We start from the raw sequence: 25,422 nt of genomic DNA on the forward strand, positions 1-25,422 counted from the left end.
CAATCCTTAAGCCTGATTGAAGCGAAAAATGGGGGCCAGATAACGTTCGGCCTGCGCAATGATTGCTTCGTAAGTTTCCGGTTCCAGGGTACGCCATAAGCGCTGATACCACACATCGGCCCCTTCGCCATTCACCATCATTCCGCCTTCCCAGGCTTGTATAAACTTGCCACGAGCTTTTTGCTGCGTCTCTTCATCCCATAAAATGACATTATTTTCGGCGTCGTAACAGGCCTTCAGCCATGCACCTCCGCTTTCGGGCAAAAACAGCAGCGGTTGAGACATGCCCTCCCGGTAGCCTTTCACCAACTCAGCCAGATAGTGCAATGCTTCCTGTGCTGAAAGCGGTGGGAAACGCCACTCGCCTTCTTTACGAAGAAACAGCCTGCTCTCGCCTGTTCCGCCACTCGCACAGTAGACAAGATGCTCCAGCCAAAGTTGCATTCCCTGCGAGACGTTCTGTAAAGACGGGCGCCAGCGTAACAGACCGTCCGACTGTACCTGCGGTAACCATCCGGTAATGTTGACGCCGTCACAGTGCAAATCGATTTCCAGACTTTTCGCGGGCTGCCGACAGGCATTAACCCTGTCGGCCAGCGCCTGCATCTCCTGACGCTGGCTCTCCCAGGCTATTTCGCCAAATGCGCCGTAGGGCAGTTCACCGGCAGCACGGAATCGCCTGAACATCAGGCCTGCATCCTGTTCATCCACCAGCGTATTGACCAGTTGCTGGTTCAGCTGATAGCGGGTCACCCCTTCCAGGGTGAAGGGTTCCGTTTCGGGGATCTCATTCTCTTCGGTGCGGAAATTCACCTGCAAGCGCAGCTGGAAAAAGGCCCGTACCGGATGCAGCCAGAAGCGCTGGAGTTGCTCAAAGGGCAAGGATTCAATCGCTAACGGTGGCAAAGGCTGGATAAACTCACTGTGCGCTTCGCCCTGCTGACTCGCAGCCGCCAGCCACTCATGGGCGTAGCTTTGGCTTTCCGTTGGCTGGAAATTGGCGGCATCAAACGGCATGCGAGTGTGCAATTGCATGATGTGCTGTTTGACCTTTTGCTCGCTTTTATCGCAGTTCAATGCCTCGTCGCCGCTCAGACAATGGCTCTGACCAATGTAGTCGACCAGTTCCTGAACCAGCACCGACGGATAACGCTCGCTGTTGTCCTGAATCGATCGGCCGATATAGCTGATATAGAGTTTTTGTTCGGCGGACATCAGCGCTTCCAGGAACAGATAGCGGTCATCATCACGACGGCTACGGTCGCCGCGAACCGGTTTCTGGCTCATCAAATCGAAACCAAGCGGAACAAGCGCACGCGGGTAAATGCCGTCATTCATCCCCAGCAGGCACACCACTTTGAAAGGAATCGAACGCATCGGCATCAGGGTACAGATATTCACCGGCCCGGCGAGGAAACGCTGGCTGATGCGCTCCTGGTCAAGACGCTGCGCTAGCTCATCGCGCAGTAAAGACAGCGGAACGGTTTCGCCGTAATGCGATGCCAGCCCCTGATCGATGATTCCCTGCCACTGCTGTTCAATCAGTGCCAAGGCAGCTTCGGTGTCTGTATCCGGAAGATAAAAATCGGTGAGCATTTCCCGGCAAACGGGCAGCCAGTCAGCAAGGCTTCTCTCCTGCGCCAGCGTTTGCCGCCACTGGTTCAGTTTCATCAATAACGACGCCAGATGCCCCACCAGCTCCGCAATCAACCCACTTGATTCATCGTAAGGTAGTACGGAATGCCACTCGCCCTGCGCGCTTTCCATGGCATAGCCCAACAACATTCTCGTCAGGCCAAACTGCCACGTATGCTGCCCGGTGGCAGGCAGTTCCCACTCCCGCACATTGTCGTCATCCAGACCCCAACGGATACCCGATTCATTCACCCACTGGCGTAAATAGCGCAACCCTTCCTCATCGATGTCGAAACGCGCCGCAATCACCGGCACGTCCAGCAATGCGAGCACATCTTCACTGGCAAAGCGACTATCCGGCAAAGAAAGTAAGGTGATAAAGGCCTGCAAGGCGGGATGAGACTGACGGGCACGTCTGTCCGATATTGCCCACGGCACATACCGTTCACCGCTCGCGCTGCCAAACACGGCCTGAATAAAGGGGCTGTAGCTGTCGATATCCGACACCATCACAATGATGTCCCTCGGGGTGAGCTCAGGATCGGCTTCCAGCATCGCCAGCAGCCTGTCGTGCAAGACTTCCACTTCACGCTGAGGGCTATGACAAACGTGGATCGTCAGGCTGCGATCGTCAGGATCTAATGTTCGTTTACTTCTGCTGTTCGCAAACTCTTCTGCCGTCCGCCCGGCAATGGCGTGATTCTGTAGTTCGAGCACATCGTACTGCAGGTTATGCAGCAGATTGTCAGGCTCAATATCCACAAAGGCATCCAGCTCCTGATAGCGTTCCAGCCCGGCAAGCAGGTAGATGTAGTCCCGGCCCAGCTTGCCCCACGAAGCCAGCATCGGGTTACCGATATCCTGTTCGCCTTCGGCATTAAAGAGAGCAGGTGCTTGTTGTGCATCACGAAACAGCGGTAATTCACGCTGTTCCCGATGATGTCGGCGCTGACGTGCCATCAGTTTTGCCAGAAAAGCCGGATCTTTGATGTCGCCCCAGTAATAACGGCAAGGATTGGTGAAGAGGACATAGACATCAACGTGTTTGCCTAATGCCTGCAAAGCCTGAAGATACACAGGAGGAAGCGCCGAAATCCCACAAATAAAGACACGAGACGGTAGCCCGGTCGGGGGTTGGTCGCTATTTTCCAGCGCCGAAATAAAACGCTGATAGAGGTTGGCACGGTGCCAGAGCGGCTGACCCAGTGCGGCAGTATGCTCCACCAGCGCTTTCCATAAAGGAGCCTGCCATAGCTGCGCATCGTCGATGCCATCAACAAGCTGATCGGCTTCCCAGCGAGTCAGCCATTCTGGACGATAAACCAGATATTGATCGTAAAGATCCGCCACTCGCGATGCCAGCTGGAAGAGCTTGCGTTTATCGCTGTCTTCCACCAGATAGTGACGAAGTGGGGCGAACGCCTCAAGCTCAAGCATGTCGGGCAACAGCGTCATCAGCTTCCAGCTCATGCTTTGCTTGTTGAAGGCGCTTTGCTCAGGGATATCAGGCAGAACGCGCACAAACATGTCCCAGATGAAGCTCGCCGGGAGAGGGAAATCGATATTCGCCGCGATGCCAAAACGTTTTGACAGCGTCATCTGCAGCCATTGCGCCATCCCGGTACTCTGTACCAGCACCATTTCAGGCTCGAAAGGGTCGCTGAGCCGATCCTGCTCAACAATAAACTCCATCAATGTTTCCAGCACATCCAGACGGTTGGAGTGGTAGACCCGTAACATATTCGCTCCTGACGCTCGCGGTTAAGCCATTAACGGTGTGGGCAATGCAGACGGGACATTTTCCCCTGTCGGCCCAATGGCGTGGTGATCGTGACTGAGATGCTGACACATCTTTGGTAACTTGTCTGCACACGGTTGGCCTGCCAGTTTTCACCTGGAGGTGTGCTTTGCCGCTGTGTTTGCCGCCATGCTTCGCGCCAGAGCTGTCGGTAATGATTAAGCTGCGCATCCCCGTTGGCGATATGGCTGAGTCCACCGGTAAGCGCAGTGACCACCATAATCATTAGCACCACACTAAGCAGCACTTCCGGCAGGCTAAAGCCTTGCTCACGATTTAAGGAAGCAGGCATTGTGCTGCGTCCTTCCGTGGGCAGAAATCACTCCAGCCGTGGCTATCAAACTGAAGAGCGTTGTTAGCTAAAACCCCTGTTCGCCAACGAAACTGCTCGCCGCTGTTAGCCATCAAAAGTACCGTGTCATCTTCAAAAACTCGCAAACAAACACGCCCTTTATAAATAGCCGGTTGCACACATTGCTCCTCCTGGCCCAACGTCCAGGAATTAACGCCTCCCCACTCCAGTAAAGAATCTGCGTTGGCGCTCTCCTGCAATGCGGTCATTTCTATGCTGGCTTGCGAGAGCAACGCCTGATGCTGAGCACCCAGCCCCTGCAATGTCAGGCTGCCGAGCACCAACATCAGCAGTACCAGCAGCAAAGAGGACATACCTTGCTCATTCTTCACAGATTATGCCCTGTCACGCTGTAGCTGGCGGAGACCTGAGTTTCCGGGCGCGATTTCAAATGCCCTTGCAGGTTCACCGTAAACTCAGGTGGAAACCCGTTGCTGTCGTGCCGGATGATGCTGAAGTCGTCGATCAGCATAAAATCAGGGTCCGTCATTTTCTCCCATCCTTTTCCCGTGCAGTTTGTTGCCCCGCGAAGCGTTTCAATTGCACCATTTTGCAGCCTGATGCCGGTCACTTCAGCCGTGTTGGCAGGTGTGTCTTCCCACCTGCCGTTCAGGTTGCTGTCCCAGCGAGAGAGCAGGCAATGGGGTTCAAGTTCAAGCCCTTCTCCGACGCAGGTTCCCCGGCAAAAGCCTGCTCGCTGGATCAGGCGAGAAATTGTAAACATGCGCTGCCAGATTTCCTCGTTCAGCGCCTGACGCTGAGTTTGTTTTATCGCCATCATTTGTAATGCTGGCAAAAAACGCGCAGTAGAAAGAAGGAGTACGCTGCTGATCGCCATCGCGATGAGCACCTCCACCAGCGAAAACCCCTGTTGATTTACTGACACGTGATGTCACTCCCGTCCCTGCATAAGCGGACTCGTCCCCAGTTAGAGATAACTATTTTCCAGCTGGTCTCTCCGCTTTTAAGCGTGATGTGTCCCGGCCAGGCAGTATTGCGTAAGCCGTAAAACGCCAACGACGGAGTCAGTTCACTGATCACCACTTCAGGCCACTGCGGACGAAGCACGAAAAGATGTTCAGCGGTGCAATCCGCTGTGCCTTCGTCTGCCGCATTCAGGCACCAGCTTGTGCCGTGGCTTTCTTTTCGCGGCAGACGATCGCGGTTATGCCAGTTTGCGTCGTTTCGCAACATCACCAGATAGTCCCTGACCTGCGAAGCCGTTTGCCAAAGCCGCTGTTGCTGCTGCCAGCGCTGCCAGCCATAAAGCCCGCCTGCGCTTAGGATCATCACCAGTGAGATCGCGACCAGCATTTCAATGAGGGTATAACCCTGTTCTCGTTTCATGGGCGAACTATGTCGCTTAAGAAAAGACAATGCGAACAGGAAATCAAAACGTTACGAGGAGGATTCAGCAGAAACGGCGCGAGTTGCAGGCCGTTGCATTAACAGAGGAAGCGCGCTTCAGAAAAAACAAAACCGGCCATTGGCCGGTTTGGAGAAGCGTGACTCAGATTAGATAGCCACTGGTGCTTTGATGCCCGGATGCGGGTCATAGCCTTCGATTTCAAAGTCATCAAACTGGTAGTCAAAGATAGACGCCGGTTTACGTTTGATAATCAGCTTTGGCAGTGCTCGCGGCTCGCGGGTCAGCTGCAGGTGAGTCTGTTCCATGTGGTTGTTGTAGAGGTGCGTATCGCCCCCCGTCCAGACAAAATCACCGACTTGCAGGTCACACTGCTGCGCCATCATGTGCACCAGTAATGCGTAGCTGGCGATATTGAACGGCAGGCCGAGGAACACGTCGCAGGAACGCTGATACAGCTGGCAGGAGAGCTTACCATCTGCCACATAGAACTGGAAAAACGCGTGGCACGGCGCCAGCGCCATTTTATCCAGTTCGCCCACGTTCCAGGCAGAAACGATGATGCGGCGTGAATCCGGATCGTTTTTCAGCTGGTTCATGACAGTGGTGATTTGATCGATGTGACGACCATCCGGAGTCGGCCACGCGCGCCACTGCTTGCCGTAAACCGGCCCAAGATTACCCTGCTCGTCTGCCCATTCATCCCAAATGGAGACATTGTTTTCATGCAGGTAAGCCACGTTAGTGTCGCCTTTCAGGAACCACAGCAGCTCATGAATGATTGAACGCAGATGGCAGCGCTTGGTCGTCACCAGCGGGAAACCTTCCTGCAGGTTAAAACGCATCTGGTGGCCGAAAATCGACAGCGTGCCGGTGCCGGTGCGGTCATTTTTTTGGGCGCCTTCATCAAGCACCTTTTGCATCAAATCAAGATACTGTTTCATGGTTCCTCAGGAGACTTGTTGCTGCGGGCGACGATAAGCCCAAACCATCATGATAATACCCGCGAGCACCATCGGAATGGACAGGATTTGCCCCATGCTGATGTACTGCACCCACGCGCCGGTGAACTGCGCATCTGGCTGGCGGAAAAACTCAACGATGATGCGGAATAAGCCGTAGCCAATCAGGAACAGCCCTGATACCGAGCCAGTCGGACGCGGTTTGCGGATAAACAAATTAAGGATGATAAACAGCACGACGCCTTCAAGTGCCAGCTCATAGAGCTGCGAGGCATGACGCGGCAGCACGCCGTATTGATCAAACAGAGACTGCCATTCCGGGTGCGATGGCAGCAGCGCCAGGTCTTCCGCACGGGAGCCCGGGAACAGCATGGAGAAGCGGAAGCTCGGATCAACGCGGCCCCACAGCTCACCGTTGATAAAGTTGCCCAGACGCCCGCAGCCCAGACCAAATGGGATAAGTGGCGCGATGAAATCGGCTACCTGGAAGAAGGTGCGCTTGGTGCGTTTTGCGAAGACGACCATCACCACGATCACGCCAATCAGGCCGCCGTGGAAGGACATTCCACCGTCCCAGACGCGGAACAGGTAGAGCGGGTCTTGCAGGAAAACAGGCATGTTGTAAAACAGGACATAGCCAATACGGCCGCCGAGGAAGACCCCGAGGAAGCCTGCATACAGCAAGTTTTCGACTTCGTTTTTCGTCCAGCCGCTGCCGGGACGATTTGCCCTGCGCGTTGCCAGCCACATGGCGAACACAAAGCCCACCAGGTACATCAAGCCATACCAGTGAAGCGCAACCGGTCCGATGGAGAAAATCACCGGATCGAAGTCCGGGAAATGCAGATACCCACTGTTCATCTGTCACCACAAATACTTGTTATTCCGCTGAAAGTGGTCAGCGGTAGCGATCAGCAGCCAAACGGCTACTCCAAAGTGGCGAATGATAGCATAAGCCGGGAAAGGGTGAGGCGAGGAAAGATGTAAAAGATCTGTATAGCTAAATGTAAGAACCCTCTTCTTTGATGAAGAGGGTCTTCGGGATTAGCGGCCGCCGCGAATTAAACCACCCAGCCCACGGCGTTCCATAAATGCGGCCACCTGATGGCGCACTTCCGTGGTGAGCTGGGCTTCGAGACTGCGCTGGGCCAGATTCTGCGCATCTGCCAGTTCGATGTTGCGAAGCATGTATTTCACGCGAGCCACAGAGCGCCCGTTCATGGAAAGGTGGCGGAACCCAAGGCCAATCAGAATGGTGACGCACATCGGATCGCCTGCCATTTCACCGCACACTCGCAGATCGATGCCGTTGCGTTCGGCATCTTGCGCAATCATCGACAGCGCGCGCAACAGCGCCGGATGGAGGCTGTCGTAGATGCTCGCCACGCGCGTGTTGTTGCGATCCACCGCCAGCAGATACTGCGTTAAATCGTTAGTTCCGACAGAAATGAAATCCACCCGGCTGCTCAGGTGCGGCATCAGGAAGACCATCGACGGCACTTCGAGCATTACGCCGATACGAGGCTTTGGAATTTCATAGCCAATCATCTCTTCCACTTCTCGCCCGGCACGTTCAATCAGGCGTTTTGCCTCATCGATTTCATCAATGCTGGTCACCATCGGCAGCAGAATGCTGAGATTCCCTGTCGCCGCATTGGCTCGCAACATGGCGCGAACCTGGATGAGGAAAATTTCCGGCTGGTCGAGCGTGATGCGGATACCACGCCAGCCCAGGCAAGGGTTTTCTTCACTGATAGGCATGTACGGCAGTTGTTTATCCGCACCGACATCGAGCGTTCTCAGCGTGACCGGCTTGTCGTTGAACATCTGCAACATGCCCTGATACTGGGAAACTTGCTCTTCTTCAGACGGGAAGCCGCTCTGCAGCATAAACGGAATTTCGGTACGGTACAGACCGATACCGTCGATGCGGCTCCCGAGTTTTTGCTCATGTTCCGGGCTGAGGCCCGCATTGAGCATGACTTTAACTCGTTCACCTGTTTTCAGCTGCGCCGGACGATCCACGTCGTCTTCAGCGATGCGACTAAGCTCGTTTTCTTCGCTGATAAGGCGCTGATATTCCTGCAGCAGTACCGGCTCAGGATCGACCAACAGCTCGCCGCGATAGCCGTCCACCACCAGCATGCGGCCATGCAGGACCGAAGGCTGAATATCCGCGCCCATCACCGTCGGAATACCCAGCGCACGAACCATAATTGCGGCGTGCGAGTTGGCCGCACCGTCTCGCACCACAACGCCTGTCAGCCTGTCTTGCGGCACTTCTGCGAGGGTGGTCGCAGAAAGCTCATCCGCCACCAGCACAAAGCGCTCGGGCCAGGCATTCGCGCCCTGAATGGAATCATCAAGATGGAAAAGCAGGCGCTGCCCAAGTGCGCGTAAATCTCCAGAGCGCTCTTTGAGATAGCCATCACTTAACGCGGCAAACTGGGCGGCGAATTTCTCAATGATGGTTTTGACGGCCCATTCAGCAACGGAGCCTTTGTCCACTTCAGCAAACAGCTCTTTACGCAAACGGGCGTCAGAAAGCAGGTGTGAATAAAGATCGAAAATGGCCGCCGTTTCTTTCTGCGCCCCGGCTGCAAAGCGCTTGCTGTAGCGGCGAAACTCGCCCGCGGCCTCTTCCAGTGCACCTGTCAGGCGTTCGCGTTCCAGCGCGGTGTCCAGCGTGGAAGCTTCATAGACCTGCTCCATCAACGGAAGCGTGGCATCCATCCAGCCTTCAGCAATCGCCACGCCCGAGGAAGCAGGCAACGCGCGAATACGAGTCTGGCGGTACTGCCCGAACAGCGCGGTTAGCTGCGACTGGGAAAGAATGGCTGCCATCTGCGTGGCAAGCGTAACGAGGAAGGACTCTTCGCTTTCATCGTATTGACGAAGTTCCCGCTGCTGAACAACCAGCACGCCAAGCAACTGGCGACGCTGAATGATCGGCACCCCAAGGAAGGCACGGTATTTTTCTTCTTTTACAGAGGGGATGTATTTGAAACTGGGGTGTTTTTGCGCATCAGCAAGGTTGATAGGCTCCGCCAGGCGCCCCACCAGGCCCACAATACCCTCGTCGAATGCGAGCGTAATGGTACGGCCTCGTGGCTTTTTCAGCCCCCGTGTCGCCATCAGGTAGTAACAGCGCCTGTCGTGATCGGCCAGGTAAACCGAGCAGACCTCGGTTTCCATTGCCTGGCAGATATCCGTGACCAAAATATCGAGAGCCTCGTTAACACGGGGCGCACTGGCCACTTTCTCGACGATTTCTCGCAACCGGGTGAGCATAATGTGCGTGGCTTAACCTCTTTTACGTCGCCAGGCAGGCGCGCTTTGCGGCTTAGGAGGGGCCTCCGTCAGCGACATGACAACACCCGCGAATTCTTTCATCACCCGACGGTAGACATCGCGTTTAAACGACACCACCTGACGCACCGGATACCAGTAACTTACCCAACGCCAGCCATCGAACTCCGGTGTACTGCTGGTTTGCATGTTGATGTCGGCATCGCTGCTCATCAACTGCAGAAGAAACCATTTTTGTTTCTGGCCGATACAAACCGGCTTTGTGTCCCAACGCACCAAACGTTTTGGCAACTTGTAGCGCAGCCAGTTTCGGGTAGAAGCCAGTATCCGTACATCTTTACGGCTTAAACCGACCTCTTCAAACAATTCCCGATACATTGCCTGTTCAGCAGATTCGCCTGGATTTATCCCTCCCTGAGGGAATTGCCAGGAGTGCTGACCATACCGCCGGGCCCACATCACCTGGCCCTGGCGGTTGCAGATTACAATTCCAACATTTGGGCGGTAGCCATCGTCATCAATCACCGGACTACCTCTAAATAATCTTCAATGTGAACGATTGTTTCACACTCGCCGGAAACGGTAAACCACTCTCTTTCGGCAGTAACACCGGATAACATTTGAATAACTCACAGTAATCATCAAAGTTATAAACAGCGGGAGCCTTTTCAGCGCCATTTTATTCACTTTTTCTGTGGATAGACTTGTGAAGAAGTGTGGAATTACCGCGGGAAAAACCTGAATACTCCGAAATGCGTACATTATTGCTGTAATTATAATAGTAATTTATTCATTAGCTTAGCGTAGTTATTTTTCATTAAACCTGCAACAACGTGACGTCCATCACACAGGGGATCCTTTCACTGATGAAAGATCGAGCAACGTCGTTTTTATCCACAGATTGTGCCACTAACTTAAACACTTTTTGTGTGAAAATTGGATTTTCGTCGCACGTCAAGGCTGTAAATCGAAACAGTAGTGGCACTTTTTCACAGTTATCCCATTTTTCTGTGGATAACAGGGTGTAAGATCCTGTTCATTGTCAGTGACCAGAATGGGGGAAACCTTTTTAGCCTGTTAGAAAAAGGTCATTCTGCGAATAAAAAATGCCGTAAAATCATCGCATTGGTTAAGTTTTCCAGAAAGAGGTAAACTTCTTCCACAACGGGATAAATCCCCGCTCATTTTTTCACCAAAGGCGTCGCGTTATGTCCATTCTTACTCCATTGCGTCATCCCCCGCTGTCAGAAGCTCAACTTTTGAGCCAGGCACAGCAACTGGCGGGATTCAGCCTGGGTGAGCTGGCAACGATGGCGAAACTCCCGATCCCCCCGGATCTGAAGCGTGATAAAGGCTGGATCGGTGTCCTGCTCGAAATCTGGCTGGGTGCCAGCGCGGGCAGTAAACCAGAGCAAGACTTTGCCGCACTGGGCGTCGAACTGAAGACGATCCCTGTCGATAGCAATGGACGCCCTCTCGAAACCACATTTGTCTGCGTGGCTCCACTCACAGGCAACAGCGGCGTGACATGGGAAACCAGCCATGTCCGCCATAAGCTCAAACGTGTGCTTTGGGTGCCTGTCGAAGGTGAACGCTCAATTCCCCTTGCGGATCGTCGCGTGGGGGCGCCGCTGCTATGGAGCCCAAATGAAGAAGAGGAACATCAGCTGCGGATGGACTGGGAAGAACTGATGGATCTGATTGTGCTCGGGCAGGTAGAACGCATTACGGCCCGCCACGGTGAGGTTTTACAGCTTCGACCAAAAGCCGCCAATAGCAAAGCGCGAACGGAAGCCGTAGGGCTTCATGGCGAGCCGATCCTGACGCTGCCCCGCGGGTTCTATCTGAAGAAGAATTTCACCGCTGCCCTGCTCGCTCACCACTTTTTGCTCTGACACTATTCGTTTGGGTTAACCCGCCACAAAGGCCTATAATTGCGCTTTTCATATGTTGGCAGGATTTACAATGTTATTTGCATGGATAACCGATCCCAACGCGTGGATGGCTCTTGGAACACTGACCATTCTCGAGATTGTCCTTGGTATCGATAATATTATTTTCCTCTCTTTGGTCGTTGCGAAACTCCCCACCGCACAGCGTAACCATGCGCGCCGCATCGGGCTCATGGCGGCAATGCTCATGCGTCTGGCACTGCTGGCGTCTATCGCCTGGGTGGTGAGGCTGACGAACCCGCTGTTTACGCTATTTGAGCATTCGTTCTCGGCCCGCGATCTGATCTTGCTGTTTGGCGGGTTGTTCCTTATCTGGAAAGCCAGTAAAGAGATCCACGAATCCATTGAAGGCGAAGAGGAGGGGATCAAAACGAATGTTCACTCCTTCATGGGCGCAATTGTGCAGATCATGCTGCTGGATATCATCTTCAGCCTGGATTCCGTGATCACCGCCGTCGGGCTTTCCGATCATCTGTTTATTATGATGGCCGCCGTGGTGATTGCCGTTGGCGTGATGATGTTCGCCGCGCGTCCGATTGGCGAGTTCGTTGATCGGCACCCTTCCGTCAAAATGCTGGCGCTTTCCTTCCTGATTCTGGTGGGCTTCACCTTAATGCTGGAGAGCTTCAGTATTCACGTGCCGAAGGGCTATATCTATTTCGCGATGTTTTTCTCTATTGCGGTGGAAAGCCTTAACCTGTTGCGAAACAAAAAGAATCCGCTTTAAACATCTGGCAGCGCCAATTTGCGCGCTGCCCCGCAATCTTTTTAAGATTTTACTGCTTTTTACTTACTGCTTACCGGGTTATTACTAGAATGATAGGAGTTGCGGTCATATAAGGGTGATAACGATGACAAAATGGGCAGTTTTGATCTCCGCGGTAGGTCTGGCTTTTGCTGTTTCCGGTTGCAGCAGTGACTACGTGATGGCAACAAAAGATGGCCGTATGATCCTGACGGACGGTAAGCCAGAAGTTGATGATGATACTGGCCTCATCAGTTACGAAGATCAGCAAGGCAACAGAATGCAAATCAACCGTGACGATGTCTCCCAAATCATTAAGCGCTAAAAGAAAACAGGTCAGCCACGCTGGCCTTTTTTGATTTTTTGCTTCCGCTTTTTCCTCGCATCTGCCATGTTTATATTCCTTTGTCGGGCGGGTCACGCCTGACGTTGTTGATTCATATAAAGGAAGGCGGCTATGCACTATCACCGTATCCCCCACAGCTCACTGGAGATCAGTACTCTGGGGCTTGGCACAATGACGTTTGGTGAACAAAACAGCGAAGCCGACGCCCATGCACAGCTCGATTACGCCGTTTCTCAGGGCATTAACCTGATTGACGTCGCAGAGATGTACCCTGTTCCGCCTCGCCCGGAAACTCAAGGGTTAACAGAAACCTACGTCGGAAACTGGCTGGCAAAACACGGCAGCCGCGAAAAGCTGGTTCTGGCTTCAAAAGTCAGCGGGCCATCGCGTAATAACGACAGCGGGATTCGCCCTAATCAGGCACTCGATCGCAAAAATATTCGCGATGCGCTGCATAACAGCCTGACACGACTGCAAACCGATTATCTCGACCTCTATCAGGTTCACTGGCCGCAGCGTGCCACTAACTGCTTCGGCAAACTGGGCTATCAGTGGACCGAGTCACAGCCAGTAGTCACGCTGCTTGAGACCCTTGAAGCCCTGACAGAATTCCAGCGTGCGGGCAAGATTCGCTACATCGGCGTCTCGAACGAGACCGCATTCGGTGTGATGCGCTACCTGCATCTGGCAGATAAACATGACCTGCCACGTATCGTGACAATCCAGAACCCGTACAGCTTGCTGAACCGCAGCTACGAAGTGGGTCTGGCGGAAGTGAGCCAATATGAAGGCGTTGAGCTGCTGGCGTATTCTTGCCTGGCGTTTGGCACGCTGACAGGTAAATACCTCAACGGAGCCAAACCAGCGGGAGCGCGTAATACGCTGTTCAGCCGTTTCACTCGCTACAGCGGTGAGCAAGCGCAGAAAGCCGTTGCAGCGTATGTCGATATCGCGAAACGCCACGGCCTTGACCCGGCACAGATGGCGCTGGCATTTGTCCGTCGCCAGCCATTCGTGGCCAGCACCTTACTGGGCGCAACGACGATGGAACAGCTCAAAACCAACGTGGAGAGCTATCACCTGGAGCTGAGCGAAGAAGTTCTGGCAGAAATTGAAGCTGTGCATCAGGTGTATACCTATCCGGCACCGTAGGATGTAAAAAAGGGAACCGCCAGGTTCCCTTTTTACTGTCGGATGGCGCTGCGCTTATCCGGCCTACAAAAACTGTAGGCCTGTACCAGCGAAGCGCCGCCAGGCAATGTCTAGCGTTTTTTACCCCAGGCCCAAAGCACGACAATCGCCAAAGCGAACAACGCACCAAAGCCAATCCCAACGCCCACGACCGGAATACCGACCATCACCGCCAGTGAATACAGGCCAAGCATGATAAGCATCGCGCTGTTTTCACCCAGGTTTTGCACAGCAATGGCATTGCCCGCGCCGACAGTATGCTTGCCGCGTTCCTGTAGCAAGGCATTGAGCGGGACGACAAAGAACCCTCCGCAAACACCAATCAGCAACAACAGCCCGTAAGCAGGCAGCAGAGCATGTTGCACGGCAAAGATAACCACCAGCACGCCAATCAAAATACCCGCAGGCATACAGCGCGCGACGTTTTCCAGGGTGATGAGTTTTGCTGCGGCCCCAGCCCCTGCCACAATGCCCACCGCAACCATCGCGTTGAGGTACGTCGGTGTGGCGTTATCCGTAATACCCAGCGCCACAGGCACCCACAGCACCAGCAGAAAACGCAGCGTGACGCCCGCGCCCCAAAAGAGGCTGGTGCCAACAAGCGAGAAGCGAGTTTCGCGGTTTAACCATAGCGTTTTGCAGGCTGAGAAAAAGCTCTGCGTCATGGCCTTAAAGCGCCACGACTGCCCCGGCCTTGCCGCAGGCAAACGGGTGATAAACATATTGGCGACAACCGCTCCGCCATAGACAACGGCGCAAACGCCCAGTGCCGCCAGCACGTGCCAGTCGGCGAGTACCCCACCCGCCACGGAGCCCAGCAGGATAGCCGCGATGGTGGAAGACTCCATCAATCCGTTGGCTTTCACCAGCTTATCGCCAGTGGTCAATTCACCCAGAATGCCGTATTTGGCCGGAGAGTAAGCCGCCGCGCCCACCCCCACCAGCGTGTAGCCGATAAACGGGTTCACGCCAGCACAGATAGACGCCGCGCCAATCAGCTTCATCGCGTTGGCGACCATCATCACCCGGCCTTTCGGGAAGCTGTCGGCAAACTGCCCGACAAACGGGGCAAAGAGAATGTAAGCGCCCACAAACACCATCTGCAGGATCGGCTGGCTCCAGTCCGGATAGAACTGCTGCTTCATCAGCGCCAGCGTGGCAAACAGCAAAGCATTATCGCCAAACGCAGACAGGAACTGGGCGCAGATGACCGCCAGCATGCCTTTCGATCGCAGCGACGTGTTAGTGTGTACTGACTCACTCATTATGGTTTTCCGCCTGATCGACCATACCCTTGAGGGTGACGAAGTCCGGTTTACCGCTGCCGAGCAGCGGCATTTGCTTCAGGAAACGAATATCGCGTGGCACAGCCAGCTCCGGCACGCCACTCGCTCGCGCCTGTTGCTGAAGCTTCTCTCGCGTCAGCTCATTATCGGTGGTAAACAACACCAGCGCCTCGCCTTTGCTGGCGTCTTGCTTGATAGCCGTGGCATGCATCTTGTCTGGTGACACTGACAGGGCCAATTGCTCAACCATTTCCAGCGATACCATCTCCCCGGCGATTTTCGCGAAGCGCTTCGCGCGCCCCTGAATCTGAACAAAGCCTTGCTCATCAAACAGAACGATATCCCCGGTGTCGTACCAGCCGCTTTCCACTTCACCGTTATGGTTTTCCGCCGTTGGCGCTTCAAGCACACCCGGGTTTTCTACGCGCAAATACCCGTTCATGACGTTCGGCCCTTTGAGCTGTAAACGTCCGCCCTGCTCAATGCCCGGCACCGCCAATAAACGTGCATCCATGCCAGGCAGGATACGCCCAACGGTGCCCGGTTTTGCTGCCATCGGTACGTTAATGGAGACCACCGGGGCACACTCGGTTACGCCATACCCTTCGAGGATGCGCAGACCGAATTTGTCCTGCCAGAGCTGTTTAGTGCTCTCCTGCAGTTTTTCCGCCCCGGCGACCACATAACGAATCTTGCGGAAATCATACGGGTTGGCAAAACGAGCATAATGCCCAAGGAACGTTGAGGTCCCAAACAGCACGGTACAGTTACGATCGTAGACCAGTTCCGGAACGATGCGGTAATGCAGCGGGCTTGGATAGAGGAAGACTTCTGCGCCCGTCAGCAGCGGCGTGAACAGACCGACAGTCAGACCAAAGGAGTGGAACAGCGGCAGCGCCGACATAAAGCGGTCTTCCGCGGTGAAGTCGGCAATGGTTTTGATCTGCTCGACGTTGGCGAGAATGCTCTTGTGGCTATGCACCACGCCTTTGGGGTTGCCTTCAGAACCCGAGGTAAACAGGATGATGGCCGCGTCCTCCGGCTGCTGTTTAACTTGTGCCAGATGCGGAGCCAACAGATGGCCGAAAATCCACAGCTTATCGGCAGTCGTCACGTCGCCTTTCAGATCTTCGAGGAAGACCCAACGCACTTGCGTCAGTTGCTCTGGGAGATGCCACAGCTTGCCTTTATCGAGGAACGTACGGGAGGTGAAAATGGTGTTGATTTCCGCAGCAGTGATTGCGCTGGAAAGCCCTTTAATCCCTGCCGTGTAGTTCATCATCGCCGGAACGCGACCGCGGGCAATTGCCCCGAAAATCACCGCGGCGCTGATCCCTGCGTTGGGCAGCATCAGGCCAATTTTCTCACCCTGCTTGCTGTATTTTTCCAGAATGCGCGCCACGAACAGCGTTTTGGTTAACAGCTTGCGGTAGGTGTCAGGCTGGAAGTTAATATCTTCGATACAAACTTTGCGATCGCCATAGCGGTACTGCGCTGTCAGCAACGATTCATACAGCGTTTCACGCGGACGCACCGCCATGCGTGCTTCCATCATTATCTGATGCAGCATTTCGCCCGCAATCTTACGGCGATCGCGTGCGCGGGGCGCTTCCGGCATCGGCAGCGAGGTCGGTGGCAGAATATGCAGGTCAATACGCGGGAAAAAGCGACGTTTCACCAGCCCTTTCAGGCGGCTGGCAAACGTCAGCTCAGCCCCTTCGATACGGACTGGCACCACCACCGCTTGCGCTTTTGCCGCCACAAACGCTGCGCCGTCATAGATTTTCATCAGCGAGCCGGTTGTGGAGATACGGCCTTCCGGGAAGATAACCACCGGACGGCCGCTTTCGATCATCCTCACCAGATGCTTGATGGACATCGGCTTGGTTGGGTCCAGCGGGACGAAATCCACGATGGGGGCCAACCAGCGCATAAACCACTTCTGGCTGATGGAGGTATAGACCGCAAACACCGGGCGCACGGGTAAAAACAGCGCGAGCAGCATGCCGTCAATAAAAGAGACGTGGTTGGGGGTGATCAGCACTTTCGGCTGGTTCAGCACAGCCGCATTTCCGGTCATCCGAACCCGAAACATCACCCTGAAAAGAAAACGGAAAAAGCCCAAAAGCATATCAACTCCATTTGGCATCAAAAGACTGTTTGCAGGGTACACGAGATGCACAGGAAATGCAGGATGGGGGTGGTTTTTCGGACAAAAAAAACCTGCGCATCTGCGCAGGTCGGTGCAAGAGATAAGTACGAAGTTCGTACCAAAAAAATCTCACCAATCAATACCTCTGGGATCTTGATTGTGGTCGTTCCTCGCCCCGCTTGCCACTGCGAAAACGCAAAGGAATGAGCGGAAATGCAACGAGGTGTTACGATTCGCGTTAACTGTTACAAGCCACGGATTTTGGGCAAAAAAAACCTGCGCATCTGCGCAGGTTGGTGTAATTCAAGTGGTCTCCCGTTAGGGGGTCGACTTCACCTATCAATACCTCTGGGACAGTCAGAGTATCAATCTGGCTGATGACTCCTCCAGCTAACATTCGCAACAGCTCTGCGCAAAGTGTAACTAAAGGTTTGAATTCACCTTTTCCGTTTTCAATTCCCGGTGACGTGCTGTGTAACAGCTTTTCCACTACAGCCTCGTTTGCATCACATTTGCTGACCTTACCCGGCCCTTAACCTTGAACAGCACTGGCTTTTCCGTAACACTGTGAGGTGTGTAACCGTTTTCCCTCTTAAGAAGGCATGATATGGCGACAATTAAGGATGTGGCCCGGTTGGCTGGTGTTTCAGTCGCCACCGTTTCCCGAGTGATTAACGACTCCCCAAAAGCCAGCGATGCCTCACGCCAGGCGGTGTTTGCCGCCATGGAGACATTAAGCTATCACCCTAACGCCAACGCCCGTGCGCTGGCTCAGCAGTCGACCGAAACCGTCGGCCTGGTGGTCGGCGATGTTTCCGATCCGTTTTTTGGTGCCATGGTCAAAGCCGTGGAGCAAGTGGCCTATCACACAGGCAATTTTTTGCTGATTGGTAATGGCTACCACAATGAGAAAAAAGAGCGTCAGGCCATCGAGCAATTGATTCGCCACCGGTGTGCTGCGCTGGTTGTGCACGCCAAAGTGCTGCCGGATGAAGAGCTTGCCGGGCTGATGAAACAAATTCCGGGCATGGTACTCATCAACCGCATTCTGCCAGGTTACGAAAAGCGCTGCGTGGCGCTGGATGACCGCTACGGTGCGTGGCTTGCGACTCGCCATCTGATCCAGCAGGGCCACACGAAAATTGGCTATCTCTGCTCCAATCACGCCATTTCGGATGCGGAAGACCGCTTACAGGGCTATTACGATGCTTTAAAAGAGAGCGGCCTGCCTTGTAACGAAAGACTGGTGACCTTCGGCGAACCGGACGAGAGCGGTGGCGAACAAGCGATGACGGAGTTGCTTGGGCGCGGCAGAAATTTTACTGCGGTGGCGTGCTACAACGATTCGATGGCAGCCGGCGCGATGGGGGTGCTGAACGACAACGGCATTGACGTGCCGGGCGAGATTTCACTGATTGGCTTCGACGATGTCCTGATTTCACGCTACGTGCGCCCGCGTCTGACCACCGTTCGCTATCCGATTGTCACCATGGCGACACAGGCTGCGGAGCTGGCGTTAGCGCTGGCAGAAAAGCGCCCTTTGCCGGAAATCACGCACCTGTTTAGTCCTACTCTGGTGCGTCGCCATTCGGTGATTGCCCTGGCAGAAACTCAGAGTTCATAGCGGTACAGATGCACGGTGGTGGCTGGGTATTCAATGCCATCGCCGATGTATTGCCAGCCAAAACGCTCATAAAAATCGCGGCAGGCCGAATAGAGGTGAAGCTGTGAGTAGCGCTTTTCACGCGCATACTGAATCACATGCTCCTGCAACTGCCCTGCCAGCCCTTGCCCACGCACAGATTCGTCGACGTACAAGGCCGCCATCCACGGGAAAAGATCCTGACGACTGATAAGATCACAGCGCCATAAGCCAACGGTTGCCAGCAAGGCGTCACCTTCTGTCATCACGAAGGTCAGCGGCAAGGCATCCGGTTTCTGGCTGTGCTCAATAATGCTGGCGAAAAACTCACGCGGCATTGCCACACCGCCAAAGGCTTGCCATAGCCAGTCCGTAACCTGTCGCGCATGCTGCGGCACGGCATAAAGAGGCTGGATCTTCACATCAGCTTCCCCTGAAAAATGGGCACCGACTCAAACAGATAGCCGTCGAAATCAGGCGCGTCCTCATCGGACAGCTCCAGCAGGCTGTTTTTTACGTTTTCGAGATGCTGCCACATCGCCTGCCACGCGCCCATCACATCGCGACGACGCAGCGCGGCCAGAATGGTTTGCCTGTCGCCCAGCCATTTCAGGCGATACGCCCGGCTGGCGATGTGCACGTTAAACTGTTGCCACAGCGGGCTGCTGTCCATTTGCAGCCAGATGTTCTCCACCGTGGTCAGCAGCATCTGGTTTTGCGACGCCCCCGCCAGCACCAGGTGGAACATTTTATTGTTGTCCTGGGTGGTGTCGTTGGCCGCGATGGCGCGCTGCTCCTGCTCGATGATGCGACGAAGGTTGTCGATATCCGCACGGGTCGCCATTTTTGCGGCAAACGCCGCAATGTTGCTTTCCAGCAGCTGGCGGGCTTGCAGGATTTCAAACGGCCCGACGTCGCTGTGCAGCATCCGCTCTTCTTCACTGTCGTTTTCCTGCGGAATGCGCATGACATAAACACCCGATCCCTGACGAATATCGACCGTACCCTGCAACTCCAGCATCAGCAGCGCTTCACGTACGATAGTGCGGCTGACGCCGTACTTTTCGGCAATATTGCGCTCCGGCGGCAGCCGGGAGCCCACCGGGTAAAGGCCCTGCATAATCTGCGCGCGTAAGTCTTCCCCAATTTCCTGGTAAGGTTTCTTTTCCGGCGGAACAACGGCCTTTTCCACAATATCACCTGTGTCTGCTTGCGGGTGGATGCACAGACCGCCGCTCCTGACGGTCTGACCGGCGGCTATAGTAGCAAAATTCCCCTCAGTGCAGGAATGCTGCTATTTCAGCTCGTCATCAACGTTCAGCGTTAACTGGCGGCTTTCGCGCAGCTGGCGGAACCAGTGGGCCGATTTTTTGGCTTTACGCGCACGTTGGTTTTGCAGATCGATTTCGATAAGCCCGTAGCGATTCTTGAACGCATTCATCGGCGACACGTTGTCGGTGAACGCCCACAACATGTAGCCATGACAGTTCGCGCCATCCTGCTTTGCGCGCAGGGTTTGCCACAGGTGCTCGCTGACAAACGCGATTCGATAATCATCTTCGATGATGCCGTCCCGGTTGCGGAACTGCCCTTCGTTCTCAATCCCCATCCCGCTTTCCGCGACGAACCACGCAATGTTGCGATACTCGTTTTTAATGCGCATCGCCATGTCATACACAATCTGCGGGTAAATTTCCCAGCCACGCGATTTGTTCATCCGGCGACCCGGCAGCTCAAACGGCTCATAATAATAAGCGGGATGGAAAGGCGTTTCCGGGTGCCAGGCGCGAGACGGCGCTTTGACCCGATGCGGGTAATAAAGGTTGATACCGAGTTCATCGACGGTATTTGCGCGGATCTCCGCCAGTTCTTCTGCGCTGTAATCCCACTCAACGTTGTGCTTCTTCAGCAGAGAAAACAGTTCCTGCGGGTACTCTCCGTGAACAAACGGATCGAGGAAAACCCGGTTGTAAAAGAGATCGTAACGTTCAGCGGCAAGTACATCGTGCGGCGCGCTCGAGCGCGGATAGGTGACTTCCGGGTTCAGAATGCAGCCCACGCTGCCGCGATAGCCCTTCTCCCGGAAGAGCTTCACTGCGCGCGCCGTGGCCAGCACTTTATGGTGATTCCACTGCATCCATTTGCCGGTGTTCTGCTCATAGGGCCAGCGTAACGCATCCAGATACACCCGGGTTTGCACCACAATCGGCTCGTTGAAAGTAAACCAGCGTGTGACCTTAGCGTGATAGCGTTCGAAGACTTTTTCGGCATAACGGACGTACAGATCCACTACCTTTTTCGACGCCCAGCCACCATAGTTTTCCAGCAGATATCCCGGCAGCTCGTAATGCTCAAGGCAGATCATCGGTTCGATGCCGTGAGCCAACATTTCATCAAACAGCGCGTCGTAGTAAGCGGCGTACTCCTCATCAACCGTCACGTTTTCATAGTCGGTCAGAAAGCGTGACCAGTTGATCGAGGTGCGATAGTGCGTCAGCCCTGCCTGCTTCATCAGGGCAACATCCTCGCGAAAGCGGTTGATAAAATCAGTCGCTACTGCCGGGCCATAGCCGTCGTGCCAGACGTGTCGATCGTTTTTGTACCAGAGATCGGGCCAGGAGTCCTGCCCCTCTTTTTTGCCGCTCCAGCCTTCCGTTTGCCAGGCTGAAGCCGCGGCGCCCAGAATAAAATCTTCAGGTATAGCAATGGTTTTCTGGCTCATAGCGTCCTCATGCGTTGTCCATGGCCTGCTGCTGCGCCAGCAGCTGTGCCTGCTCTGCGCGACGAGAAGCGATTTTCACGAACGGCAGGTAGATAACCACTGCCGTCACGATACAAAACAGCTGGGTGATCACCGCCCCCATCGAGCCTGCGGTGGAAAGCCAGGCGTTGATCAGCGGTGGCGTGGTCCATGGCACCATCACCACAGCTTTGCCCGCAAAGCCGGTTGCAGTGGCAAAATAGCCAATCGAGCCCGTGACCAGCGGCGTGATGATAAAGGGGATGGCGAGGATCGGGTTGAGCATAATCGGCATGCCGAAAATGACGGGCTCGTTGATATTGAACAGCCCAGGCCCAATCGACAGTTTGGCTATCTCTTTCATCTCTTTGCGTTTAGTCGCAATCATCACCGCAATCAGCAAGCCAATCGTCAGGCCGGAACCGCCGATGCTCATATAAACATCCCAGAACGGCATGGTGATGATGTTCGGTACTTCTTTGCCCTGCTCGAACGCACTCATGTTGACGGTGATCGCCCCCAGCAGTAGCGGCTCGCGGATCGGCTTGATCATCTGGTTGCCGTGAATACCGATCACCCAGAATAACTGAGCAACAAACATCAGCAGCAGAATGCCCGGCAGGCTTTGAACCACGCGCTCCAGCGGCTGCTGCACCACCTGATAAACTGCATCGTAGAGATACATGCCGGTCAGCTGATGGAACACAAAACCAAAGGTCGCAATCACGGTGGTAGTGATGATCGCCGGGATCAGCGCCGAAAAAGAAGCCGACACGTTAGGTGGCACGGTGTCGGGCATTTTGATTTTCAGGCCCGGGCGCCCTTCCAGCCAGCAGTAGACTTCGACGGACAAAATCGCGATGAACATGCCGAGGAACAGGCTGCGGGTGTCGGAGAACTGGCGCAGCAGCACGTCTTTCACCTCATGCATCTGCCCGTCAACCATCATCTGCACGGTGGTCGGCGTAACGCAAATAAAGCAGATCACCGCCAGCAGGCCGGGGAACAGCGTCTTGATGCCATTGATTCTCCCCAGCTCAATGCCAATTAAAAACACCGCGCCGATGTTGAGAAAGTTAAGCGTGGCGTAGTTAATCGCGCTGGTGATCGGTTTGAGCGTTGCCAGGAACGACAGCGACTGGAAGCTGGCAAGACCGTTTTTCGGATCCAGCACCATGTTGGAAATCAGAACGGAGAACGCGCCGACGATAATCACCGGCATGAGGGTAATAAAGGAGGATTTGATCGCCATGATATAGCGGTAGCTATTGAATTTCGTGGCGAAACTTCCCAAAGAATCGATAAGCTTTTCCTGAAATGCCATAGGGTGATACCTCAAATGTGGGCTTTTATCAAAATGGGTTTACAGCCTTAAACCATTTGGCATACCAAAAATAACGATGTGTCAGACAAACTTCTGTGACTTCGTTCTCAATGCCAACATTGGCATTCCAGATAAGCCATACCAAACCACATTGGCATACCACGTAGTTTTTATAGGGCTATTTCAGCAAAACGTAGCTAAAAGCGTGATCGCGATAGTTATTTGTAACGAACGGAGAGGATATGCCCCTGATTGTCTGTGATAAACTGCGGCAATCATGTGGCATCAGGAATGAACAATGGCAACAATGCTGGATGTCTCACTACGCGCTGGCGTGTCGAAAGCGACCGTCTCCCGCGTATTGAACGGCACAGGTCAGGTAAAAGAGAGCACCCGTAAGCAGGTGTATAAAGCCATGGAAGAGCTGGGCTATCGCCCTAACTTTTTGGCGCGCTCACTGGCCAATCGAACAAGCAACAGCATTGGGCTGGTGGTCTCCACCTTCGACGGCTTCTACTTTGGCCGCCTGTTGCAGCAAGCTTCCCGCCAGACAGAGACCCACGGTAAACAGCTGATTGTCACCGACGGCCACGACACGCCTGAACGCGAAGAGCAAGCGGTGCAAATGCTGGCCGACAGGCAGTGCGATGCCATTGTGCTCTATACGCGCTTTATGAGCGAAAAGGCGATCATGAAGCTGATTAACTCGATAGCGATGCCCGTGGTGGTAATCAACCGGGACGTCAGCCAGATGCGCGATCGCTGCGTGTTCTTCGAACAACAGGATGCCGCCTTTCAGGCCGTCGATTACCTGATCTCGCAAGGCCATCGGGATATCGCCTGTATCACCGTGCCCATCCACACGCCGACCGGCAAAGCGCGCTTACAGGGTTATCGTAACGCTCTGGAAAAACACGGGATCGCGTGGGATCCCAATAAAGTGAAGTACGGGGATTCCGGCATGACGCGCGGCTATGAACTGTGCCAGCAGCTGTTGGATGAAAAAGTCCGCTTCAGCGCACTGTTTGCCTGTAATGATGATATGGCGTTAGGGGCGTCGAAGGCGCTGCATCAGGCGGGGCTGAAAATCCCTCAGGATATTTCGCTGTTTGGCTTTGATGATGCCCCAAGTGCGAAATGGCTCGAACCGGGGCTTTCAACCGTCTATCTGCCTATCGACAACATGATAACCACCGCTATCGATCAGGCGATCAAACTGGCCAACAGCCAGCCGATTGAAACGCTGCCGCCGTTTACCGGCAAGCTGGTTCTGCGCGAATCGGTGACCACTGGCCCTTATTATCAGAACGCTTCCAGCGCCAGCAACTCCTGAATTGTCTGGCGACGGCGAATCAGGCGAGCGCTGCCGTTGTCATACAGAACTTCTGGCAGAAGCGGGCGGCTGTTGTAGTTGGAAGACATTGACGCGCCGTATGCCCCGGTGTCGTGCAGCACCAGATAATCGCCCGGCACCACCTGCGGCAGTTCGCGCGGTTCCACTTTGCCACCTTCCTGCTGCGTAAAGACATCGCCAGACTCACACAAAGGCCCCGCAACGACGGTATCCACAAGGGGTGACTGGCTCAGATCTCGCCCGTCCGCAGCCAGTGCGCTGATATGGTGATAGCTGCCGTACATCGATGGGCGCATCAAATCGTTAAACCCGGCGTCGATCAGCACAAAGTGACGGCTGCCCATGTTTTTCACACTGCGAACCTGCGCCACCAGCACACCGGACTCCGCCAACAGGAAGCGACCCGGCTCGATTTCCAGCTTCACAGGATGGCCTAAATGTTTCGCAATCTGTTCGCGAGCCGCATTCCAGAGGCCAAAGTAGTGACTGGTATCGATAGTTTCTTCCCCGAAGCGGTAAGGAATGGATAAGCCGCCCCCCGCGGAGATGGCCTCAAGATCCTGACCGAATTCGACAACCTGCCGCACCATCGCGCCGCAAACCTGTTCCAGATGGCCATAGTCCACACCAGAACCGATATGCATATGAATGCCGACCAGCTTCAGCTTATAGCGTTGGATCACTTCCAGCGCCTGCGGCAGGTCGCTGTACCAGATGCCGTGTTTGCTGTTTTCACCGCCAGTATTGGTTTTCTGGCTGTGCCCATGACCGAAACCAGGGTTCACACGCAGCCACACGCGATGCCCCGGTGACACTTCACCAAGCTGAGCCAGCATGTCCACCGAGCCTGCATTCACCGGGATCTTCAGTTCACTGACGCGAGCGAGTGTCGCTTCGTCAATCATATCGGCGGTGAAGACGATATCGTCCGGATGGGTAGCCGGGTTGTATCCTGCGGCCAGCGCACGCTCGATTTCACCCAATGAGACTGAATCCACCTTTACGCCCTGCTCGCGCATTAATCGCAGAATATGAATGTTGGAGCAGGCTTTTTGCGCAAAGCGAACCACGTCAAACTGGCTCAGTTGAGCAATCTGCTGGCGAATAATGGCCGCATCATACACCCAGACCGGGCAGCCGAATTCGGCTGGCAGGCGTAACAGGTTTTCCGCGTTGAGGTCAGTGTCAGTGTTGGTCAGTGGGCGTGGCATGGTGAACTCCGTAGTTTTCTCTGCCTTGATTACGCCACAGCGAATACCGAATAAAAA

23 protein-coding genes and 1 pseudogene are annotated in these 25,422 nt (G+C 54.5%); 7 read left to right on the top strand and 17 right to left on the bottom strand.

Going from position 1 to position 25,422, the window contains the following annotated elements; translation table 11 throughout:
* Window positions 1-6 precede the first annotated feature (6 nt).
* The 10 genes and pseudogenes from recC to ACRCWW_RS19280 all read right to left on the bottom strand — a co-directional run.
* Window positions 7-3,375 (bottom strand): exodeoxyribonuclease V subunit gamma, encoded by a 3,369-nt coding sequence (gene recC, locus ACRCWW_RS19235; RefSeq protein WP_438683814.1) that lies wholly within the window; start codon window positions 3,373-3,375, stop codon window positions 7-9.
* A gap of 29 nt (window positions 3,376-3,404) precedes the next feature.
* A complete protein-coding gene (locus tag ACRCWW_RS19240; RefSeq protein ID WP_438683815.1) occupies window positions 3,405-3,725 on the bottom strand; it encodes a prepilin-type N-terminal cleavage/methylation domain-containing protein in 321 nt (106 codons plus the stop codon).
* Entirely contained in the window at window positions 3,710-4,099 is a 390-nt protein-coding gene (locus ACRCWW_RS19245; RefSeq protein WP_438683816.1) for a DUF2509 family protein, read from the bottom strand. Before ACRCWW_RS19245 ends, ACRCWW_RS19240 begins: the two co-directional genes overlap by 16 nt.
* Window positions 4,100-4,113: 14 nt before the next feature.
* Window positions 4,114-4,671 carry a prepilin peptidase-dependent protein gene (locus ACRCWW_RS19250; RefSeq protein ID WP_438683817.1) on the bottom strand — a complete coding sequence of 186 codons (558 nt, stop codon included), beginning with the start codon at window positions 4,669-4,671 and terminating at the stop codon, window positions 4,114-4,116.
* Window positions 4,662-5,132, bottom strand: a complete 471-nt coding sequence (locus tag ACRCWW_RS19255; protein ID WP_438683818.1) for a prepilin peptidase-dependent protein — start codon at window positions 5,130-5,132, stop codon at window positions 4,662-4,664. The genes ACRCWW_RS19250 and ACRCWW_RS19255 overlap by 10 nt, the downstream gene beginning before the upstream one ends.
* 168 nt (window positions 5,133-5,300) lie before the next feature.
* Window positions 5,301-6,095, bottom strand: coding sequence for a thymidylate synthase (thyA, locus tag ACRCWW_RS19260; protein ID WP_438683819.1), 795 nt, complete (start codon window positions 6,093-6,095; stop codon window positions 5,301-5,303).
* Window positions 6,096-6,101: 6 nt separating this feature from the next.
* Window positions 6,102-6,974 (bottom strand): prolipoprotein diacylglyceryl transferase, encoded by an 873-nt coding sequence (gene lgt, locus ACRCWW_RS19265; RefSeq protein WP_438683820.1) that lies wholly within the window; start codon window positions 6,972-6,974, stop codon window positions 6,102-6,104.
* 183 nt (window positions 6,975-7,157) lie between these two features.
* Entirely contained in the window at window positions 7,158-9,404 is a 2,247-nt protein-coding gene (gene ptsP, locus ACRCWW_RS19270; protein WP_438683821.1) for a phosphoenolpyruvate--protein phosphotransferase, read from the bottom strand.
* Window positions 9,405-9,416: 12 nt separating this feature from the next.
* Window positions 9,417-9,947, bottom strand: a complete 531-nt coding sequence (rppH, locus tag ACRCWW_RS19275) for an RNA pyrophosphohydrolase (protein WP_404658392.1) — start codon at window positions 9,945-9,947, stop codon at window positions 9,417-9,419.
* Window positions 9,948-10,311: 364 nt separating this feature from the next.
* Window positions 10,312-10,443, bottom strand: a pseudogene (locus ACRCWW_RS19280) (hypothetical protein); the annotation flags it as partial.
* Between ACRCWW_RS19280 and ACRCWW_RS19285 the strand changes: the two are divergent.
* The 5 genes from ACRCWW_RS19285 to ACRCWW_RS19305 all read left to right on the top strand — a co-directional run bounded on the left by ACRCWW_RS19285 (window position 10,389) and on the right by ACRCWW_RS19305 (window position 13,617).
* Complete coding sequence (locus tag ACRCWW_RS19285; RefSeq protein ID WP_438683852.1) at window positions 10,389-10,574, top strand: hypothetical protein; 186 nt, start codon at window positions 10,389-10,391, stop codon at window positions 10,572-10,574. The pseudogene ACRCWW_RS19280 and the gene ACRCWW_RS19285 overlap by 55 nt on opposite strands.
* Window positions 10,575-10,630: 56 nt before the next feature.
* Complete coding sequence (gene mutH / locus ACRCWW_RS19290; protein WP_438683822.1) at window positions 10,631-11,317, top strand: DNA mismatch repair endonuclease MutH; 687 nt, start codon at window positions 10,631-10,633, stop codon at window positions 11,315-11,317.
* 70 nt (window positions 11,318-11,387) lie between these two features.
* A complete protein-coding gene (locus ACRCWW_RS19295; protein ID WP_438683823.1) occupies window positions 11,388-12,101 on the top strand; it encodes a TerC family protein in 714 nt (237 codons plus the stop codon).
* Between the two features lie 124 nt (window positions 12,102-12,225).
* Window positions 12,226-12,444 carry a YgdI/YgdR family lipoprotein gene (locus tag ACRCWW_RS19300; protein ID WP_097162008.1) on the top strand — a complete coding sequence of 73 codons (219 nt, stop codon included), beginning with the start codon at window positions 12,226-12,228 and terminating at the stop codon, window positions 12,442-12,444.
* Window positions 12,445-12,576: 132 nt separating this feature from the next.
* Complete coding sequence (locus ACRCWW_RS19305; protein ID WP_438683824.1) at window positions 12,577-13,617, top strand: NADP(H)-dependent aldo-keto reductase; 1,041 nt, start codon at window positions 12,577-12,579, stop codon at window positions 13,615-13,617.
* A gap of 110 nt (window positions 13,618-13,727) precedes the next feature.
* Here the strand turns inward: ACRCWW_RS19305 and lplT are convergent, their stop codons facing one another.
* Together lplT and aas are read right to left on the bottom strand one after the other, a co-directional pair.
* Window positions 13,728-14,921 (bottom strand): lysophospholipid transporter LplT, encoded by a 1,194-nt coding sequence (gene lplT, locus ACRCWW_RS19310; RefSeq protein WP_438683825.1) that lies wholly within the window; start codon window positions 14,919-14,921, stop codon window positions 13,728-13,730.
* The gene (gene aas / locus ACRCWW_RS19315) at window positions 14,914-17,073 is read right to left on the bottom strand and encodes a bifunctional acyl-ACP--phospholipid O-acyltransferase/long-chain-fatty-acid--ACP ligase (RefSeq protein ID WP_438683826.1); all 2,160 of its coding nucleotides are present in this window, start codon (window positions 17,071-17,073) and stop codon (window positions 14,914-14,916) included. Before aas ends, lplT begins: the two co-directional genes overlap by 8 nt.
* Window positions 17,074-17,701: 628 nt before the next feature.
* Between aas and galR the strand changes: the two genes are divergently transcribed.
* A complete protein-coding gene (gene galR, locus ACRCWW_RS19320) occupies window positions 17,702-18,718 on the top strand; it encodes an HTH-type transcriptional regulator GalR (protein ID WP_438683827.1) in 1,017 nt (338 codons plus the stop codon).
* Here galR and ACRCWW_RS19325 read toward each other — a convergent pair.
* The 4 genes from ACRCWW_RS19325 to ACRCWW_RS19340 form a co-directional block, all read right to left on the bottom strand.
* Window positions 18,706-19,158 carry a GNAT family N-acetyltransferase gene (locus ACRCWW_RS19325; protein WP_438683828.1) on the bottom strand — a complete coding sequence of 151 codons (453 nt, stop codon included), beginning with the start codon at window positions 19,156-19,158 and terminating at the stop codon, window positions 18,706-18,708. The genes galR and ACRCWW_RS19325 overlap by 13 nt on opposite strands.
* Window positions 19,155-19,928 carry an FCD domain-containing protein gene (locus ACRCWW_RS19330; protein ID WP_438683829.1) on the bottom strand — a complete coding sequence of 258 codons (774 nt, stop codon included), beginning with the start codon at window positions 19,926-19,928 and terminating at the stop codon, window positions 19,155-19,157. Before ACRCWW_RS19330 ends, ACRCWW_RS19325 begins: the two co-directional genes overlap by 4 nt.
* Before the next feature lie 102 nt (window positions 19,929-20,030).
* Complete coding sequence (locus tag ACRCWW_RS19335) at window positions 20,031-21,458, bottom strand: glycoside hydrolase family 1 protein (RefSeq protein WP_438683830.1); 1,428 nt, start codon at window positions 21,456-21,458, stop codon at window positions 20,031-20,033.
* Window positions 21,459-21,465: 7 nt separating this feature from the next.
* Window positions 21,466-22,800 carry a PTS sugar transporter subunit IIC gene (locus ACRCWW_RS19340; protein WP_438683831.1) on the bottom strand — a complete coding sequence of 445 codons (1,335 nt, stop codon included), beginning with the start codon at window positions 22,798-22,800 and terminating at the stop codon, window positions 21,466-21,468.
* 307 nt (window positions 22,801-23,107) lie between these two features.
* On the opposite strand from ACRCWW_RS19340, the gene ACRCWW_RS19345 reads away from it, so the two are divergent.
* Window positions 23,108-24,133 (top strand): LacI family DNA-binding transcriptional regulator, encoded by a 1,026-nt coding sequence (locus ACRCWW_RS19345; protein ID WP_438683853.1) that lies wholly within the window; start codon window positions 23,108-23,110, stop codon window positions 24,131-24,133.
* Here the strand turns inward: ACRCWW_RS19345 and lysA are convergent.
* Window positions 24,103-25,365, bottom strand: coding sequence for a diaminopimelate decarboxylase (gene lysA / locus ACRCWW_RS19350; RefSeq protein ID WP_438683832.1), 1,263 nt, complete (start codon window positions 25,363-25,365; stop codon window positions 24,103-24,105). The two genes, ACRCWW_RS19345 and lysA, sit on opposite strands and share 31 nt — an antisense overlap.
* Window positions 25,366-25,422 lie beyond the last annotated feature (57 nt).

The sequence above is a fragment of the Scandinavium sp. genome (assembly GCF_051650185.1).
Taxonomy (GTDB): Bacteria; Pseudomonadota; Gammaproteobacteria; order Enterobacterales; family Enterobacteriaceae; genus Scandinavium.